At 65.6% G+C, this 13,957-nt stretch carries 18 protein-coding genes; 17 read left to right on the top strand and 1 reads right to left on the bottom strand.

All coding sequences use genetic code 11. The features are described from left to right. From rpsN to ACX40P_RS04615, 17 genes are all read left to right on the top strand, one after another. On the top strand, positions 1 to 306 hold the full coding sequence (gene rpsN, locus ACX40P_RS04535) for a 30S ribosomal protein S14 (protein WP_459125081.1): 306 nt from the start codon (positions 1 to 3) through the stop codon (positions 304 to 306). A 12-nt stretch (positions 307 to 318) separates the two neighbouring features. After that, positions 319 to 714 (top strand): 30S ribosomal protein S8, encoded by a 396-nt coding sequence (rpsH, locus tag ACX40P_RS04540; RefSeq protein ID WP_459125082.1) that lies wholly within the window; start codon positions 319 to 321, stop codon positions 712 to 714. Further along, a complete protein-coding gene (gene rplF, locus ACX40P_RS04545; RefSeq protein ID WP_459125083.1) occupies positions 714 to 1,247 on the top strand; it encodes a 50S ribosomal protein L6 in 534 nt (177 codons plus the stop codon). The genes rpsH and rplF overlap by 1 nt, the downstream gene beginning before the upstream one ends. Beyond that, positions 1,247 to 1,603: a 50S ribosomal protein L18 gene (gene rplR, locus ACX40P_RS04550; protein WP_459125084.1), complete on the top strand. Its 357-nt coding sequence runs from the start codon at positions 1,247 to 1,249 to the stop codon at positions 1,601 to 1,603. The genes rplF and rplR overlap by 1 nt, the downstream gene beginning before the upstream one ends. A 1-nt stretch (position 1,604) precedes the next feature. Next, positions 1,605 to 2,381, top strand: a complete 777-nt coding sequence (gene rpsE / locus ACX40P_RS04555) for a 30S ribosomal protein S5 (RefSeq protein ID WP_459125085.1) — start codon at positions 1,605 to 1,607, stop codon at positions 2,379 to 2,381. 5 nt (positions 2,382 to 2,386) lie between these two features. After that, on the top strand, positions 2,387 to 2,566 hold the full coding sequence (gene rpmD, locus ACX40P_RS04560; protein WP_459125086.1) for a 50S ribosomal protein L30: 180 nt from the start codon (positions 2,387 to 2,389) through the stop codon (positions 2,564 to 2,566). Positions 2,567 to 2,673: 107 nt separating this feature from the next. Continuing rightward, positions 2,674 to 3,219, top strand: coding sequence for a 50S ribosomal protein L15 (gene rplO, locus ACX40P_RS04565; protein ID WP_459125087.1), 546 nt, complete (start codon positions 2,674 to 2,676; stop codon positions 3,217 to 3,219). Positions 3,220 to 3,390: 171 nt separating this feature from the next. Next, the gene (gene secY / locus ACX40P_RS04570) at positions 3,391 to 4,755 is read left to right on the top strand and encodes a preprotein translocase subunit SecY (protein ID WP_459125088.1); all 1,365 of its coding nucleotides are present in this window, start codon (positions 3,391 to 3,393) and stop codon (positions 4,753 to 4,755) included. A 42-nt stretch (positions 4,756 to 4,797) separates the two neighbouring features. Then, positions 4,798 to 5,460 carry an adenylate kinase gene (locus tag ACX40P_RS04575; RefSeq protein ID WP_459125089.1) on the top strand — a complete coding sequence of 221 codons (663 nt, stop codon included), beginning with the start codon at positions 4,798 to 4,800 and terminating at the stop codon, positions 5,458 to 5,460. A 16-nt stretch (positions 5,461 to 5,476) separates the two neighbouring features. Next, complete coding sequence (locus ACX40P_RS04580) at positions 5,477 to 5,722, top strand: hypothetical protein (RefSeq protein ID WP_459125090.1); 246 nt, start codon at positions 5,477 to 5,479, stop codon at positions 5,720 to 5,722. Positions 5,723 to 5,857: 135 nt separating this feature from the next. Next, on the top strand, positions 5,858 to 6,226 hold the full coding sequence (rpsM, locus tag ACX40P_RS04585; protein WP_459125091.1) for a 30S ribosomal protein S13: 369 nt from the start codon (positions 5,858 to 5,860) through the stop codon (positions 6,224 to 6,226). A 112-nt stretch (positions 6,227 to 6,338) separates the two neighbouring features. Further along, the gene (gene rpsK / locus ACX40P_RS04590; RefSeq protein WP_459125092.1) at positions 6,339 to 6,728 is read left to right on the top strand and encodes a 30S ribosomal protein S11; all 390 of its coding nucleotides are present in this window, start codon (positions 6,339 to 6,341) and stop codon (positions 6,726 to 6,728) included. 101 nt (positions 6,729 to 6,829) lie between these two features. Continuing rightward, on the top strand, positions 6,830 to 7,894 hold the full coding sequence (locus ACX40P_RS04595; protein ID WP_459125093.1) for a DNA-directed RNA polymerase subunit alpha: 1,065 nt from the start codon (positions 6,830 to 6,832) through the stop codon (positions 7,892 to 7,894). A gap of 240 nt (positions 7,895 to 8,134) precedes the next feature. Further along, on the top strand, positions 8,135 to 8,554 hold the full coding sequence (gene rplQ, locus ACX40P_RS04600; protein ID WP_459125094.1) for a 50S ribosomal protein L17: 420 nt from the start codon (positions 8,135 to 8,137) through the stop codon (positions 8,552 to 8,554). A 104-nt stretch (positions 8,555 to 8,658) separates the two neighbouring features. Beyond that, complete coding sequence (locus ACX40P_RS04605; protein ID WP_459125095.1) at positions 8,659 to 10,794, top strand: prolyl oligopeptidase family serine peptidase; 2,136 nt, start codon at positions 8,659 to 8,661, stop codon at positions 10,792 to 10,794. 67 nt (positions 10,795 to 10,861) lie between these two features. Beyond that, positions 10,862 to 12,418 (top strand): glutamine-hydrolyzing GMP synthase, encoded by a 1,557-nt coding sequence (guaA, locus tag ACX40P_RS04610; RefSeq protein WP_459125096.1) that lies wholly within the window; start codon positions 10,862 to 10,864, stop codon positions 12,416 to 12,418. Positions 12,419 to 12,504: 86 nt separating this feature from the next. Further along, positions 12,505 to 12,921, top strand: coding sequence for a GNAT family acetyltransferase (locus ACX40P_RS04615; protein WP_459125097.1), 417 nt, complete (start codon positions 12,505 to 12,507; stop codon positions 12,919 to 12,921). Between the two features lie 149 nt (positions 12,922 to 13,070). Here ACX40P_RS04615 and ACX40P_RS04620 read toward each other — a convergent pair whose 3' ends face one another. Continuing rightward, positions 13,071 to 13,652, bottom strand: a complete 582-nt coding sequence (locus ACX40P_RS04620; protein WP_459125098.1) for a PEPxxWA-CTERM sorting domain-containing protein — start codon at positions 13,650 to 13,652, stop codon at positions 13,071 to 13,073. Positions 13,653 to 13,957 lie beyond the last annotated feature (305 nt).

Below are 13,957 nucleotides of genomic sequence, written 5' to 3' on the forward strand. Positions count from 1 at the left end.
ATGGCGAAACTGAGTTCGATCAACAAGAACGAGCGTCGCAAGCAGCTGGTGAAGAAGTACGCCGGCAAATATGCGAAGCTCAAGGCAACCGCGAACGACGAGTCCCTGGACGAGTCCGAGCGTCTGATCGCCCGTTTGAAGATGGCCGAGATTCCCCGCAACGGGAACCCGACGCGCATCCGCAACCGTTGCGAGCTGACCGGCCGTCCGCGCGCCTACTACCGCAAGTTCCGTCTCGCTCGCGTGATGCTGCGCGATCTGGCCAACAAGGGCCTGATCCCCGGCCTCACCAAGTCGAGCTGGTAAGGGTCTGACGACATGGCATTGACCGATCCCCTGGGTGACATGCTCACCCGCATCCGCAACGGCCAGCGCGCGCGCAAGGACTCCGTCCTGACGCCGGGCAGCAAGCTGCGGACCCGCGTGCTCGACGTGCTTCAGCGCGAAGGCTATATCCGTGGCTACAGCGAAGAGCAGATGGGCCCCGCGGCCGGCATCCGCATCGAGCTGAAGTATTTCGAGGGCCAGCCCGCGATCAAGCACGTCGCGCGCATCTCGAAGCCGGGCCGTCGCGTCTACTCGGGCAGCCAGGAGCTGCCGCGGGTCCGCAACGGCCTTGGCATCACCATCGTCTCGACGCCCCGCGGTGTCCTGTCCGACGCGGAAGCGCGCGAACAGAACGTCGGCGGCGAAGTGCTCGCGGAGGTGTTCTGATGAGCCGCATCGGCAAGAAGCCGGTCCCCGTACCGGCAGGCGTGAGCGCCTCGATCGAGGGCAAGACGCTGAGCGTGAAGGGTCCGAAGGGCGCGCTGACGCTCGCGATGCGTGACGAGATCTCGTACACGGTCGAGGACGGCGGCATCTCGGTGCAGCCGGCCAACGAGACGAAGCAGGCACGGGCGTTCTGGGGCATGCAGCGTACGCTGGTCCAGAACCTGGTGACCGGGGTGACCGAGGGCTTCACCAAGAAGCTGCTCATCACCGGCGTCGGCTACCGCGCCGCCGCGCAGGGTCGCAAGCTCAAGCTGCAGCTTGGCTATTCGCATGACGTCGACCTGGACGTGCCGGAAGGCGTCGAGGTAAAGACTCCGGATCAGACCACGGTCGAAATCTCGGGCAACGACAAGCAGGCGGTCGGCCAGTTCGCCGCCGAAATCCGTCGCTGGCGCAAGCCCGAGCCGTACAAGGGCAAGGGCATCAAGTACGACGGCGAGTTCATCTTCCGCAAGGAAGGGAAGAAGAAGTAATGACCAAGGGTCTCTCCCTCTTCGAGAAGCGGCGTCGCCGCAACCGTACCGCGTTGCGTGCGCGTGGCGGTGGGCGCCCGCGTCTGAGCGTGCATCGCTCGGGCAAGCACATCTACGCGCAGGTCATCGACGATGCGGAGGGCCGTACGGTCGCCGCCGCGTCGACGCTGGGCAAGGACAACGCCGACAAGACCGGCGCGACGATCGAGGCCGCCAAGGCCGTCGGTCAGCGCGTCGCGGAAGCGGCCAAGGCAGCAGGCGTGACGCAGGTCGTGTTCGATCGCGGCGGCTTCCTGTTCCATGGCCGGGTCAAGGCGCTGGCCGAGGCCGCGCGCGAAAGCGGATTGGAGTTCTAAGATGGCCGACGAGAACAACACGCCTGCGGGCGCGCCGGCCGACGCTTCGGCTCCGACCAACGACGCTCCGCAGCAGTCGGGCGGCTATGCCGGCGGTGGTGGTGGCGGTCGCGGTCGCGGCGGCCTGGGTGGCGGTGGCGGCGGTGGTCGCGGTCGTGGTCCGGGTGGCCCCGGCGGCAATCGCGGCGGTCGTGACGGCGGTCGCGGTCGCGACAACCGCGGCGGCCCGCGCGGCGCCGACGACGGCGGCGAAGAGCTGATCGAGAAGCTGGTCCACATCAACCGCGTCTCGAAGACGGTGAAGGGCGGCAAGCGCTTCGGCTTCGCGGCGCTGGTCGTCGTGGGCGACGGCAAGGGCCGTGTCGGCTTCGGTCACGGCAAGGCGCGCGAAGTGCCGGAAGCCATCTCCAAGGCCACTGCGGCCGCGAAGAAGGCGATGGTCCGCGTGCCGCTGAAGGATGGCCGCACGTTGCATCACGACGGCAACGGCCACTTCGGTGCCGGTCGCGTGACGGTGCGCTCGGCTCCGGCCGGCACCGGCATCATCGCCGGCGGTCCGATGCGTGCGATCTTCGAATCGCTCGGCGTCCACGACGTCGTGACGAAGTCGGTCGGCACGTCGAACCCGTACAATATGATTCGGGCGACCTTCGAGGCGCTGGGCGAGCAGACCTCGCCCAAGAGCGTCGCGCAGCGCCGGGGCAAGAAGATCGCCGACCTGCTCGGCCGTGGTGGTTCGCAGACCGCCGAGGCCGATGCCGCAGCGATCGCGGAGTAACTGACATGGCGACCATCAAGATCAAGCAGACCGGTTCGCCGATCCGCCGCAAGAAGGATCAGCGCGCGACGCTGATCGGCCTTGGCCTCAACAAGATGCACAAGGTGAGCGAGCTGGAAGATACCCCGGAAGTCCGGGGCATGATCCGCAAGCTGCCGCACATGGTGCAGGTGGTCGAGGACTAGTTTCCCTCGAATCACGTGACAAACTCGGGGGAGGGGGCTAACGGCCCCCTTCCTTATTTCATCCGTTTAATTTTCCAGCGCGAACATAGCGAAAGCGAGTGCATAACATGAAGCTCAACGACCTCCGCGATAACGAAGGCGCCCGTCACCGCAGGATGCGGGTCGGCCGTGGTATCGGTTCCGGCAAGGGCAAGACCTCGGGCCGCGGCCAGAAGGGCCAGGGCAGCCGTGAGGGCGTCGCCATCAACGGGTTCGAGGGTGGCCAGATGCCGCTCCACATGCGGATCCCGAAGCGCGGCTTCAACAACATCTTCGCCAAGGATTATGCCGAGGTAAACCTGGGCGCGATCCAGAAGGCGATCGACGCCGGCACCCTCGACGCGTCGCAGCCGATCGACCAGTCGGTCCTGACCGCGATGGGCCTGACCCGCGGCGGCAAGGACGGCGTGCGCGTGCTGGGCAAGGGCACGCTGACGTCGAAGCTGACGATCACGGTCGCCGGTGCGTCGAAGGGCGCGCGCGAGGCGATCGAAGCGGCCGGTGGTTCGGTGACGATCCCCGAGCTGATCCCGGCAGCCGACAAGGCCAAGGCCAAGCACCGCGTCGTCCAAAAGGCAAAGGCCGAGAAGAAGGCGTCGTTCGCCAGGAAGTGAGCCCGGATCGGGGCCCCGGTGGATGCCGGGGCCCCGATGCGTTTCGCTTGAGCCTCGTCCCGGTATTGCGCCGCCAGACAGAGTCGAGCACGGGTTAGACAAGCCGCTCCGGCCCCCTATATGAGCGGCGGGGGCGGGTTATCCCGCCGATTACCGGGATACACACAGCACATGGCATCCGCCGCCGACTCCATGGCCTCCGGCCTGAACCTTTCGAAGTTCAGCAAGGCGACCGACCTCAAGAAGCGCCTGTGGTTCACGCTGGGCGCGCTGATCGTCTTCCGCATGCTGAGCTACGTGCCGCTGCCGGGTGTCGATCCGACCGCGCTGAACCTGCTCGCCAACCAGACGCAGGGCGGCGTTCTCGACTTCTTCAACACCTTCTCGGGCGGCGCGTTGCAGCGCATGAGCCTGATCGCGCTGGGCGTCATGCCCTACATCACCGCCTCGATCGTGGTGCAGCTGGCGACCTCGCTGTCGCCGCAGCTTGCCGCCATCAAGAAGGAAGGCGAGAGCGGTCGCAAGAAGCTGAACCAGTACACCCGCTACGGAACGGTCGCGCTGACCGCGATCCAGGGCTGGTTCATCGCAGTCGGCCTGGAGGCGTTCGGCGCCAGTCAGGGCATGCAGGCGGTGATCGAGCCGGGTCTGACGTTCCGCATCGCCGCGGTCGTCTCGCTGATCGGCGGCACGATGTTCCTGATGTGGCTGGGCGAACAGATCACCAGCCGCGGCATCGGCAACGGCATTTCACTCATCATCATGGCGGGCATCGTCGCCCATCTGCCGACCACACTGGTGCAGCTGTTCGAGGGCGGCCGTACCGGCACGATGGGCACGGGGTCGCTGCTGCTCATCATCGCCGCGGTTGCGGGTCTCGTGCTGCTGATCTGCTTCATGGAGCGCGCGCAGCGCCGCATCCTGATCCAGTATCCCAAGCGCCAGACCGCGCGCGGCGTGCAGGCCGAGCGCAGCCACCTGCCGCTCAAGATCAACACCGCCGGTGTCATCCCGCCGATCTTCGCATCCTCGCTGCTGCTGCTGCCGCTGACGATCACGCAGTTCGCCGGTCAGGCGACGGTCGGCGAGAGCAAGTGGGGCGACTTTGTCATCACGCTGAACCAGTATCTCCAGCACGGGTCGCCTGTGTACATGGGGCTGTACGCGGCGGGCATTATCTTCTTCTCGTTCTTCTACACCGCCGTCGTGTTCAACCCGGAAGAGACGGCCGAGAATCTGAAGCGCTACGGCGGCTTCATCCCCGGCATTCGTCCGGGCAAGAACACCGAGAACTACTTCGACTATGTGCTGACGCGCATCACCGTGATCGGTGCGGCGTATCTCACCTTCATCTGCGTTGTGCCGGAATATCTGGTGTCAGCGCTGTCGATCCCCTTCTATCTGGGGGGCACATCACTGCTGATCGTCGTCAACGTGACGATGGACACGGTGACGCAGATCCAGTCGCACCTGCTGGCGCACCAGTATGGCGATCTCATCAAGAAGGCGAAGCTCAAGGGCGGGCGCCTGCGCTAGACATCGACGCGCTAACCATTGACGCGACAGGGGAGCCGCGCCGTGAACATCATTCTTCTAGGGCCTCCGGGGGCCGGCAAGGGTACGCAGGCCAGCCGGCTCGAAGCCGATCGCGGCATGGTGCAGCTGTCCACCGGCGACATGCTGCGCGCCGCGGTGAAGGCCGGCACGCCGGTCGGGCTGCAGGCGAAGGCGGTGATGGAGGCCGGCGAGCTGGTGTCCGACGCGATCGTTTCGGCGCTGATCGGCGAGCGGCTCGACAGCCCGGATACTGCGCGTGGCGCGATCTTCGATGGCTATCCGCGCACCGCCGCGCAGGCGGAGGCGCTCGACGGCTTGCTGGACGAGCGTGACCGTCAGCTGGACGCGGTGATCGAGCTGGGCGTCGATGAGGAGGCGCTGGTCGATCGCATCACCGGGCGTTTCACCTGTGCCAATTGCGGCGCGGGCTATCACGATCGCTACAAGCTGCCCGCGGTCGAGGGCGTTTGCGACGTCTGCGGTGCGACCGAGTTCAAGCGCCGTCCCGACGACAACGCCGAAACCGTGCGCACGCGCATGGCCGAGTATCGCGCGAAGACCGCACCGATCCTGCCGATCTACGACGCGCGCGGCATCGTCCACCGCGTCGACGGCATGGCCGACATCGCGCACGTTACCGCGGCGATCGAGGCGATCCTCGACGGGTTGCGGCCGCAGGGCTGACGGGATTGGGCGCGGCATGGACGCGCTGACCGCCTTTGGCCTGTTCGCGGTTACCGCGATGCTGGTTTGCTACATGCTGGAGGATCGGGCGCCTGTTTGGACGCTGGCGTTCGCGGGTGCCTGCGCACTGGGATCGGCCTATGGCTTTCTGCAGGGCGCCTGGCCGTTCGGTCTGGTCGAGCTGGTCTGGGCGGGCGTCGCGCTCCGGAAATGGGCCGGGCGGCGTGCCGCGGCGCTTGACTCAGGTGTAACCGGACCTTAACGCGACATCATTCCGAATACCCCGGCTGCCGGCGGCGCTCGCTTGCGCTCGCCGTTGTCGTGCGTTTCGGAAGTCAACGCGATGAGATGGGTTCGAGCAGCCATGCCGGACCCGTGGAGCTGGGAGAAATCTTTCATGGCACGTATTGCGGGCGTCAACATCCCGACCAACAAGCGCGTAATCATCGCGCTTCAGTACATTCACGGTATCGGCCCGGCCAAGGCGAAGGAGATCACCGATCGCCTGAGCATCGCCGCCGATCGCCGCGTGCAGGACCTGACCGATCAGGAAGTGCTGCAGATCCGCGAGACCATCGACGCCGGCTACAGCGTCGAGGGCGACCTGCGTCGCCAGACCTCGATGAACATCAAGCGTCTGATGGATCTCGCCTGCTACCGCGGCCTGCGTCATCGCAAGGGCCTGCCGGTCCGCGGCCAGCGCACGCACACCAATGCGCGCACCCGCAAGGGCAAGGCGAAGCCGATCGCGGGTAAGAAGAAGTAAGTAGCAGCGGAAGTCCAGGGGGACTTCCGCGCCACTTCTTCTCCGCCGGAAGGCAGGCATGGGGCAAACAGCCCGGCGCCGGCCGTATTGAAAATCAGGTCAGGAATACCACATGGCACAAGCACCGCAGCGTCTTCGCCGTCGCGAGCGCAAGAACATCACCGCCGGCGTCGCGCACGTGAACGCCAGCTTCAACAACACCATGATCACGATCACCGATGCGCAGGGTAATACCATCGCATGGTCGTCGGCGGGCATGATGGGCTTCAAGGGTTCGCGCAAGTCGACCCCGTACGCGGCACAGGTCGCGGCCGAAGACGCCGGCAAGAAGGCCGCCGAGCACGGCGTTCGCACGCTGGAAGTCGAAGTCAAGGGTCCGGGTTCGGGCCGCGAGTCGGCGCTTCGTGCGCTGCAGGCGGTCGGCTTCCAGATCAGCTCGATCCGCGACGTGACGTCGATCCCGCACAATGGCGTGCGTCCGTCGAAGCGTCGCCGCGTCTGACATCCGTACCGGGGTCCGCGCGCGGTTGATCGCGCGGCGCGGACCGTAACTGAAACGGCAGCGGCTCCGATCGGCCGCTGCCCAAAAGCAAGGGGTAGCCCGTGTCCGTCAACGCAAAGAATTGGCAGGAACTCAAGAAGCCGAGCGGCCTGGAAAAGAAGGGCGGCGACGGCAAGCGCAAGTCGACGTTCGTCGCCGAGCCGCTGGAGCGTGGCTTCGGCCTGACGCTCGGCAACGCGCTGCGCCGCGTGCTGCTGTCCAGCCTGCAGGGTGCCGCCGTCACCTCGATCAAGATCGAGAACGTGCTGCACGAATTTTCGTCGCTGGCCGGCGTCCGTGAGGACGTGACCGACATCGTCCTTAACGTGAAGCAGATCGCGATCCGTATGCAGGGCGAGGGGCCGAAGCGCCTCCAGCTCTCCGCCACCGGTCCCGCCGAAGTGAAGGCCGGCGACATCGCCGTGTCGGGCGATATCGAGATCCTGAACAAGGATCTGGTGATCTGCCACCTCGACGACGGCGCGACGCTGAACATGGAACTGACCGCGGATACCGGCAAGGGCTATGTGCCCGCCGCCGGCAACCGTCCGGCCGATGCTCCGATTGGCCTGATTCCGGTCGATGCGCTGTATTCGCCGGTGCGTCAGGTCTCGTACAAGGTCGATCCGACCCGCGTCGGTCAGGACCTGGACTATGACAAGCTGACGCTGAGCGTCGAAACCGACGGCACGGTGACGCCCGAGGACGCGGTGGCCTATGCCGGCCGCATCCTGCAGGACCAGCTGGCGCTGTTCGTCCACTTCGACGATTCGAGCGTGACCCGTGCGGCCCCGACCGGTGGCGTGGTGGCTCCGTCGGCCGCTCCGGCGGAGACGGGCGACACCGCCACGATCAACCGCTTCCTCCTCAAGAAGGTGGACGAGTTGGAGCTGTCGGTGCGTTCGGCGAACTGCCTGAAAAACGACAACATCATCTACATCGGCGATCTGGTCCAGAAGACCGAGGCCGAGATGCTGCGCACGCCGAACTTCGGTCGCAAGTCCCTGAACGAGATCAAGGAAGTGCTGTCGTCGATGGGCCTGCGCCTCGGCATGGAAATTCCGGGCTGGCCGCCTGAGAACATCGAAGAGATGGCCAAGCGGCTGGAGCAGGAGATCCTCGGCTGATTTCACACCGGCGCAAGCGTGCTTGCGCCGGAGATGAAATCAGGCCCGGCCAGCGGCATTCATGCCGACTGACGACGCGGCTTTGCCGCGGCGCGACTGTGGTTACCGAACCCTCGCGGTTCAAAAGGGTGAAGGTGGCGGCCCTAAACGCCACCAGCTCTGGGGTTCCGAGGGGTTCCCATCAAAGTAGCACTTTGATGGGTGCCCGATACGGCCCCTTAACGAACGAAGGAAATACCCATGCGTCATCGCGTAGGCGGTCGTAAGCTTCAGCGCACCTCGGCCCATCGTCTGGCCCTGTTCCGCAACATGTCGGCCGCGCTCATCAAGCATGAGCAGATCACCACCACCGTCGCCAAGGCGAAGGAACTGCGTCCCTACGTCGAGAAGCTCATCACGCTGGCGAAGAAGGGTGGCCTGTCCAACCGTCGTCTCGCGCATGCGCGCCTGCTCGACGATACGCAGCTGGTGAAGCTGTTCGATACGCTGGGCGCGCGCTACGCCGACCGTAACGGCGGCTACACCCGCATCATCAAGGCCGGCATCCGCGCGTCGGATGCCTCGCCGATGGCGATCATCGAATTCGTCGACCGCGACGTGTCGGCCAAGGGGCAGGATTCGGGCCCGGTCAACGTCGAGGGCGATTACGAGGACGCGTGAGGCGCCCGCTGCGGCTCCTGAGCGGTTCGCAGCTTTTCGGACTTGTGGAGGAGGTCGTGCCCGATAGGGTGCGGCCTCCTTTTCATTTCCGCCGGAGATTCCTCATGGCCGCCCGCGCGACCCTCGCCGCCCTTCTCATCGCGACCGCCCCGGTCGCCGCCTTCGCACAGGATGCCATGCCGAACCTGACCTACCCGACCACCGAGCGGGGCAATACCGTCGACGAACAGTTCGGTGTAAAGGTCGCCGATCCGTATCGCTGGCTGGAGAACGATGTTCGCACCGACCCGAAGGTCGCGGCATGGGTCGCCGAGCAGAACCGGGTCACCAACGCCTATCTCTCGACACTGCCGGGGCGGCAGATCTTCGCCGATCGCATGAAGCAGCTCTACAATTACGAACGCTTCGGCCTGCCCTCCAAGAAGGGCGGCAAGTATTTCTACTCGCGCAACACCGGTCTTCAGAATCAGGCGGTGCTGTTCGTCCGCGACACGCTCGATGGTCCGGGACGCGTGCTGATCGACCCCAACGCCTGGGCGAAGGACGGCGCGACCGCGCTCGGCGGCTATGCGCCGTCGGACGACGGTACGAAGGTGCTCTATTCGATCCAGGATGGCGGCACCGACTGGCGCACGCTGAAGGTGCTCGACGTCGCGACCGGCAAGGATACCGGCGACCAGCTGGAGTGGGTGCGGGGCCTGGGCAACTGGATGAAGGACGGCTCCGGCTTCTTCTATACCCGCTATCCCGAGCCGCCGGCGGGCCAGAAGTTTCAGGCGCTGACGCTGAACTCCAAGGTCTATTTCCACAAGCTCGGCACGCCGCAGTCGGCCGACCGCCTGGTCTATGCGACACCCGACATGCCCAAGCGCGGTCATTACGCCAGCGTCACCGACGACGGTCGCTGGCTGCTGATCTACACCAGCGAGGGCACCGACAACGTCAATGAACTGACGTTGGTAGACCTGCGCTCAACCGACTGGGCGCCGCGCAAGCTGATCGCCGGGCTGACCAACGAATGGTCGGTGGTCGGCAACGTCGGCACCAAATTCTACGTTCAGACCAACAAGGACGCGCCGCGCAATCGCATCGTCACGCTCGACGTCGCGCAGGCGAACCCGCAGCCGGTGCAGGTCGTGGCCGAGGATCAGGCGGTGCTCGACGGCAGCGGCATCGTCGGCGGCGTGCTGGTCGCCCAATATATGGTCGACGTGAAGAGCGAGGTCCGCCGCTACGGCCTCGACGGCAAGATGATCGGCAAGGTCGCGTTGCCCGGGATCGGCACGGCGGGGGGCTTCGGCGGCGATCCGGAGGATCCGGAGACGTTCTTCGCCTTCACCAGCTTCGCGACGCCATCGACGATCTACCGCTACGATGTTCGCACGGGGCAGGCGAGCGTGTGGGCGGCGCCCAGGGTGCCGTTCGACCCATCGCAGTACGAGGTGCGGCAGGTCTTCTACCCGTCGAAGGACGGCACGAAGGTGCCGATGTTCATCGTCCACAAGAAGGGGCTGAAGGGTCCGGCGCCGACGATCCTGTATGGCTATGGCGGGTTCAATGTCTCGCTGACGCCCAGCTTCTCGGCGACGCGCCTCGCGTGGATGGAGCAGGGCGGGGTGATCGCCCAGCCGAACCTGCGCGGCGGCGGCGAGTACGGCAAGGCGTGGCATGATGCCGGTCGCCTGGCGAACAAGCAGAACGTGTTTGACGACATGATCGCCGCGGCCGAGTATCTCGACAAGGCCGGTATCTCATCGCCGCAGAAGACGGTGATCCAGGGCGGTTCGAACGGCGGCCTGCTGGTCGGTGCCGTCGTCAACCAGCGCCCCGACCTGTTCGCCGCGGCGCTGCCGGCGGTGGGCGTGATGGACATGACTCGCTTCGATCGCTGGACGGCGGGACGCTACTGGGTCGACGACTACGGCTATCCGTCGAAGGAGGCCGATTTCCGCACGCTGTACAAATACTCGCCCTATCACAACGTTCAGTCCGGCAAGGCCTACCCGGCGATCCTCGCGACCACCGCCGACACCGACGACCGCGTCGTGCCGGGCCACACGTTCAAGTACACCGCGGCGATCCAGGCTGCCGACATCGGTCCCAAGCCGCACCTCGTCCGCATCGAGACGCGCGCCGGGCATGGCTCCGGCAAGCCGACCGACAAGATCATCGAGGAAGCCGCCGACCTGTGGGCGTTCAGCGCGCAGTGGACGGGGATGACGGTGAAGCCGGTGAAGTGACGTAATGAGCCGCCGCGGATCATTCCGTGGCGGCTTGCTCCCTGCGCCCATCCCGCTAGATGGGCGCATGGCAGAGCATCCAGAATCCATCCTGATCGTCGACTTCGGCAGCCAGGTGACCCAGCTGATCGCGCGCCGCGTGCGCGAGGCGGGGGTCTATAGCGAGATCGCCCCCTTCAACGCCGCCGAAGCCGCGTTCGAACGGATGCAGCCCAAGGCGGTGATCCTGTCGGGTGGTCCGGCATCGGTGGTGGACGAAGGCTCGCCGCTGATTCCGCAGGTCATCCTCGACGCCGGCCTGCCGATGCTCGGCATCTGCTACAGCCAGCAGGCGCTGACGAAGCAGTTGGGCGGCAAGGTCGAGAAGGGCAATTCGGGCGAGTTCGGCGAGGCGATCGTGACGGTCGCCGAATCCTGCGGGCTGTTCAACGGCCTGTGGACCGAGGACGAGCGACACCAGGTTTGGATGAGCCACGGCGACAAGGTGACCGAGCTGGCGCCCGGCTTCCGCGCGGTCGCCTCCAGCCCCGGCGCACCTTACGCCATCATCGCCGACGAGGCGCGGCGCATCTACGCCATGCAGTTCCATCCGGAGGTCGTCCACACGCCCGACGGCGGCAAGCTGATCGCCAATTTCGCGCGCCATGTCGCCGGGCTGTCGGGCGACTGGACGATGGCGGAGTTCCGCAACACCAAGATCGAGGAGATCCGCCAGCAGGTCGGCACGGGCCGCGTCATCTGCGGCCTGTCCGGCGGGGTCGATTCGGCGGTGGCGGCGGTGCTGATCCATGAGGCGATCGGCAGCCAGCTGACCTGCGTTTTCGTCGACCACGGGCTGATGCGCTCGGGCGAGGCCGATCAGGTCGTCAGCCTGTTCCGTAGTCACTACAACATCCCGCTGGTCCATGTGGACGCCGCCACGCTGTTCCTGAACGGCCTCGCCGGCGTGACCGATCCGGAGGCCAAGCGGAAGTTCATCGGCAAGACCTTCATCGACGTGTTCGAGGACGAGGCGCGCAAGATCGGCGGCGCCGACTTCCTGGCGCAGGGCACGCTGTATCCGGACGTGATCGAGAGCGTCAGCTTCACCGGCGGCCCGTCGGTGACCATCAAGAGCCACCACAATGTCGGCGGCCTGCCCGAGCGCATGAACATGCAGCTCGTCGAGCCCTTGCGCGAACTGTTCAAGGACGAGGTCCGCGATCTCGGCCGCGAACTGGGGCTGCCCGACATCTTCGTCGGCCGCCACCCGTTCCCCGGCCCTGGCCTCGCCATCCGCATCCCCGGCGAAGTGACGCGCGAACGCTGCGACATCCTGCGCAAGGCGGACGCGATCTATCTTGAGGAAATCCGCGCCGCCGGGCTGTACGACGCGATCTGGCAGGCGTTCGCGGTGCTGCTGCCCGTGCGCAGCGTCGGCGTGATGGGCGACGGGCGGACCTATGATTCGGTGCTCGCGCTGCGGGCGGTCACCTCGACCGACGGCATGACCGCGCAGGCGTTCGAATTCCCCGGCGGCTTCCTCTGCCGCGTCACGACGCGCATCATCAACGAAGTGAAGGGCGTGAACCGCGTGACGTACGACTATACGTCGAAGCCGCCGGGCACGATCGAGTGGGAATGACCAAGACTCACGATCATGCGGGGCATGATCGCGGCCTGGTCATTCGGCGGCTGAAAGCCGCCGGTGGGGTGTGCGTTGCTTAGCCAATGATCGACGTCGCCACCGCCTCCGACCGCGCAGTCGTCGTCGCGCTCTGGCACGCCTGCGGCCTGACCCGCCCGTGGAATGATCCGCACGCCGACTACGACCGCGCGCTGGGCGGCGAGGCATCGACGATCCTCGTTGTTCGCGAAGGCGAAGCGATCATCGGCAGCGTCATGATCGGCGACGACGGCCATCGCGGCTGGGTCTACTATCTCGCCACCTTCCCCAGCGCCCGCCGGCGGGGGATCGGCCGCACCCTCATGGCCGCGGCGCAAGACTGGCTGCGCTCGCGCGGCTGCCCCAAGATCCAGCTGATGGTCCGCGACGACAACGCTACCGCTGCCGCCTTCTATGAGGCGATCGGCCTGGAGCGGCAGAAGGTCGCGACGTATGGCCGATTTCTCGAGGCCGACGGCTGAAGAGGCTTACACGTACGGCGCGTGGTCCTCTGGTCACAGCCAGACAAAGGTCGGCTCGACCGAACGGCCGCTACTGAGTGGAAAGCGGACACGAAAAAGCCGCCAGCGTTCTGGCTGACGGCTCTCTCGAACCGGACGGGGTCTGGGCGTCAGGCAAAGGCCGTGACGGTGCTCCGACGACGGTAACGCGATGCTGCACCGACCATGCCGAAGCCGACCAGCATCATTGCCCAGGTCGCGGGCTCGGGGACTGCCGCAGAGATAGAGGCATCCGTTAGCGCCCCAGTGCCCTGGTATAAGACGTAATCGAGTGTGTAAGCGACTCCCAACACTCCCAAAGCTTCCCCCGAAGACGAGACTGCAATATCGATCTCAAAGTCGTCGATGCCGTTCTCGCTAAAGCTGTTGGCGCGGCCTGCTCCTCCGATAACCAACAACCTTTGTTCGGGGCGTGACCCCTTGGCAGGATTGTAATAAAAGCCGGCATCCTCGTTCCCGAACGATGCACCACCAGTAGTGGAGAAATTAGACAGCGTCACCGCGTTGCCGCCTGACGAGATTGGCGCCGGATCATATGTTGCGTCGAACGTCGTGACGATGCTGCTGTAGGGGCCCGAGCTGAACTTCGAAGTGACCTGATACGTCTTTGTGATGACCGCGGCATCTGCCGCGCCTGCCAGGACGGTGCTGGCAGCCAGCGCCAGCGCAATTATCTTCAAGCTCATTATCATTGCCCCGTTCGCTCGGCGGTGCACCGTCGCGTTAGGGGGCCTCGACTAACCACGGCTTCGACCTGCGCAACACCCTTGCTATCCAAATTGGACAGCTATCGATGACCGATCCAGAATGGGACGCCGCTTCGGGGATGGCCCACCTGGCCCAGCATCGCTGGCGGCCTGGGCCGTATCCGGCCCGAGCAGAAACTGACGGCCAGCTCGCTTAGTTTCTTGGAGTGTCCGCTACTGGCGCGAAAGCGGACGGCGTGGTTTTGCGCCTGCACCCCGCTATCGCCCGCATTCACTTAACCCGAGACCAA

This window comes from Sphingomonas sp. RS2018, assembly GCF_054489605.1.

Excerpts from the sequence above, each read along its gene's own strand:
- rpsN (WP_459125081.1), top strand. The coding sequence starts at position 1 with ATGGCGAAACTGAGTTCGATCAACAAGAACGAGCGTCGCAAGCAGCTG.
- rpsH (WP_459125082.1), top strand. The coding sequence starts at position 319 with ATGGCATTGACCGATCCCCTGGGTGACATGCTCACCCGCATCCGCAAC.
- rplF (WP_459125083.1), top strand. The coding sequence starts at position 714 with ATGAGCCGCATCGGCAAGAAGCCGGTCCCCGTACCGGCAGGCGTGAGC.
- rplR (WP_459125084.1), top strand. The coding sequence starts at position 1,247 with ATGACCAAGGGTCTCTCCCTCTTCGAGAAGCGGCGTCGCCGCAACCGT.
- rpsE (WP_459125085.1), top strand. The coding sequence starts at position 1,605 with ATGGCCGACGAGAACAACACGCCTGCGGGCGCGCCGGCCGACGCTTCG.
- rpmD (WP_459125086.1), top strand. The coding sequence starts at position 2,387 with ATGGCGACCATCAAGATCAAGCAGACCGGTTCGCCGATCCGCCGCAAG.
- rplO (WP_459125087.1), top strand. The coding sequence starts at position 2,674 with ATGAAGCTCAACGACCTCCGCGATAACGAAGGCGCCCGTCACCGCAGG.
- secY (WP_459125088.1), top strand. The coding sequence starts at position 3,391 with ATGGCATCCGCCGCCGACTCCATGGCCTCCGGCCTGAACCTTTCGAAG.
- ACX40P_RS04580 (WP_459125090.1), top strand. The coding sequence starts at position 5,477 with ATGGACGCGCTGACCGCCTTTGGCCTGTTCGCGGTTACCGCGATGCTG.
- rpsM (WP_459125091.1), top strand. The coding sequence starts at position 5,858 with ATGGCACGTATTGCGGGCGTCAACATCCCGACCAACAAGCGCGTAATC.
- rpsK (WP_459125092.1), top strand. The coding sequence starts at position 6,339 with ATGGCACAAGCACCGCAGCGTCTTCGCCGTCGCGAGCGCAAGAACATC.
- rplQ (WP_459125094.1), top strand. The coding sequence starts at position 8,135 with ATGCGTCATCGCGTAGGCGGTCGTAAGCTTCAGCGCACCTCGGCCCAT.
- ACX40P_RS04605 (WP_459125095.1), top strand. The coding sequence starts at position 8,659 with ATGGCCGCCCGCGCGACCCTCGCCGCCCTTCTCATCGCGACCGCCCCG.
- guaA (WP_459125096.1), top strand. The coding sequence starts at position 10,862 with ATGGCAGAGCATCCAGAATCCATCCTGATCGTCGACTTCGGCAGCCAG.
- ACX40P_RS04615 (WP_459125097.1), top strand. The coding sequence starts at position 12,505 with ATGATCGACGTCGCCACCGCCTCCGACCGCGCAGTCGTCGTCGCGCTC.
- ACX40P_RS04620 (WP_459125098.1), bottom strand. The coding sequence starts at position 13,652 with ATGATAATGAGCTTGAAGATAATTGCGCTGGCGCTGGCTGCCAGCACC.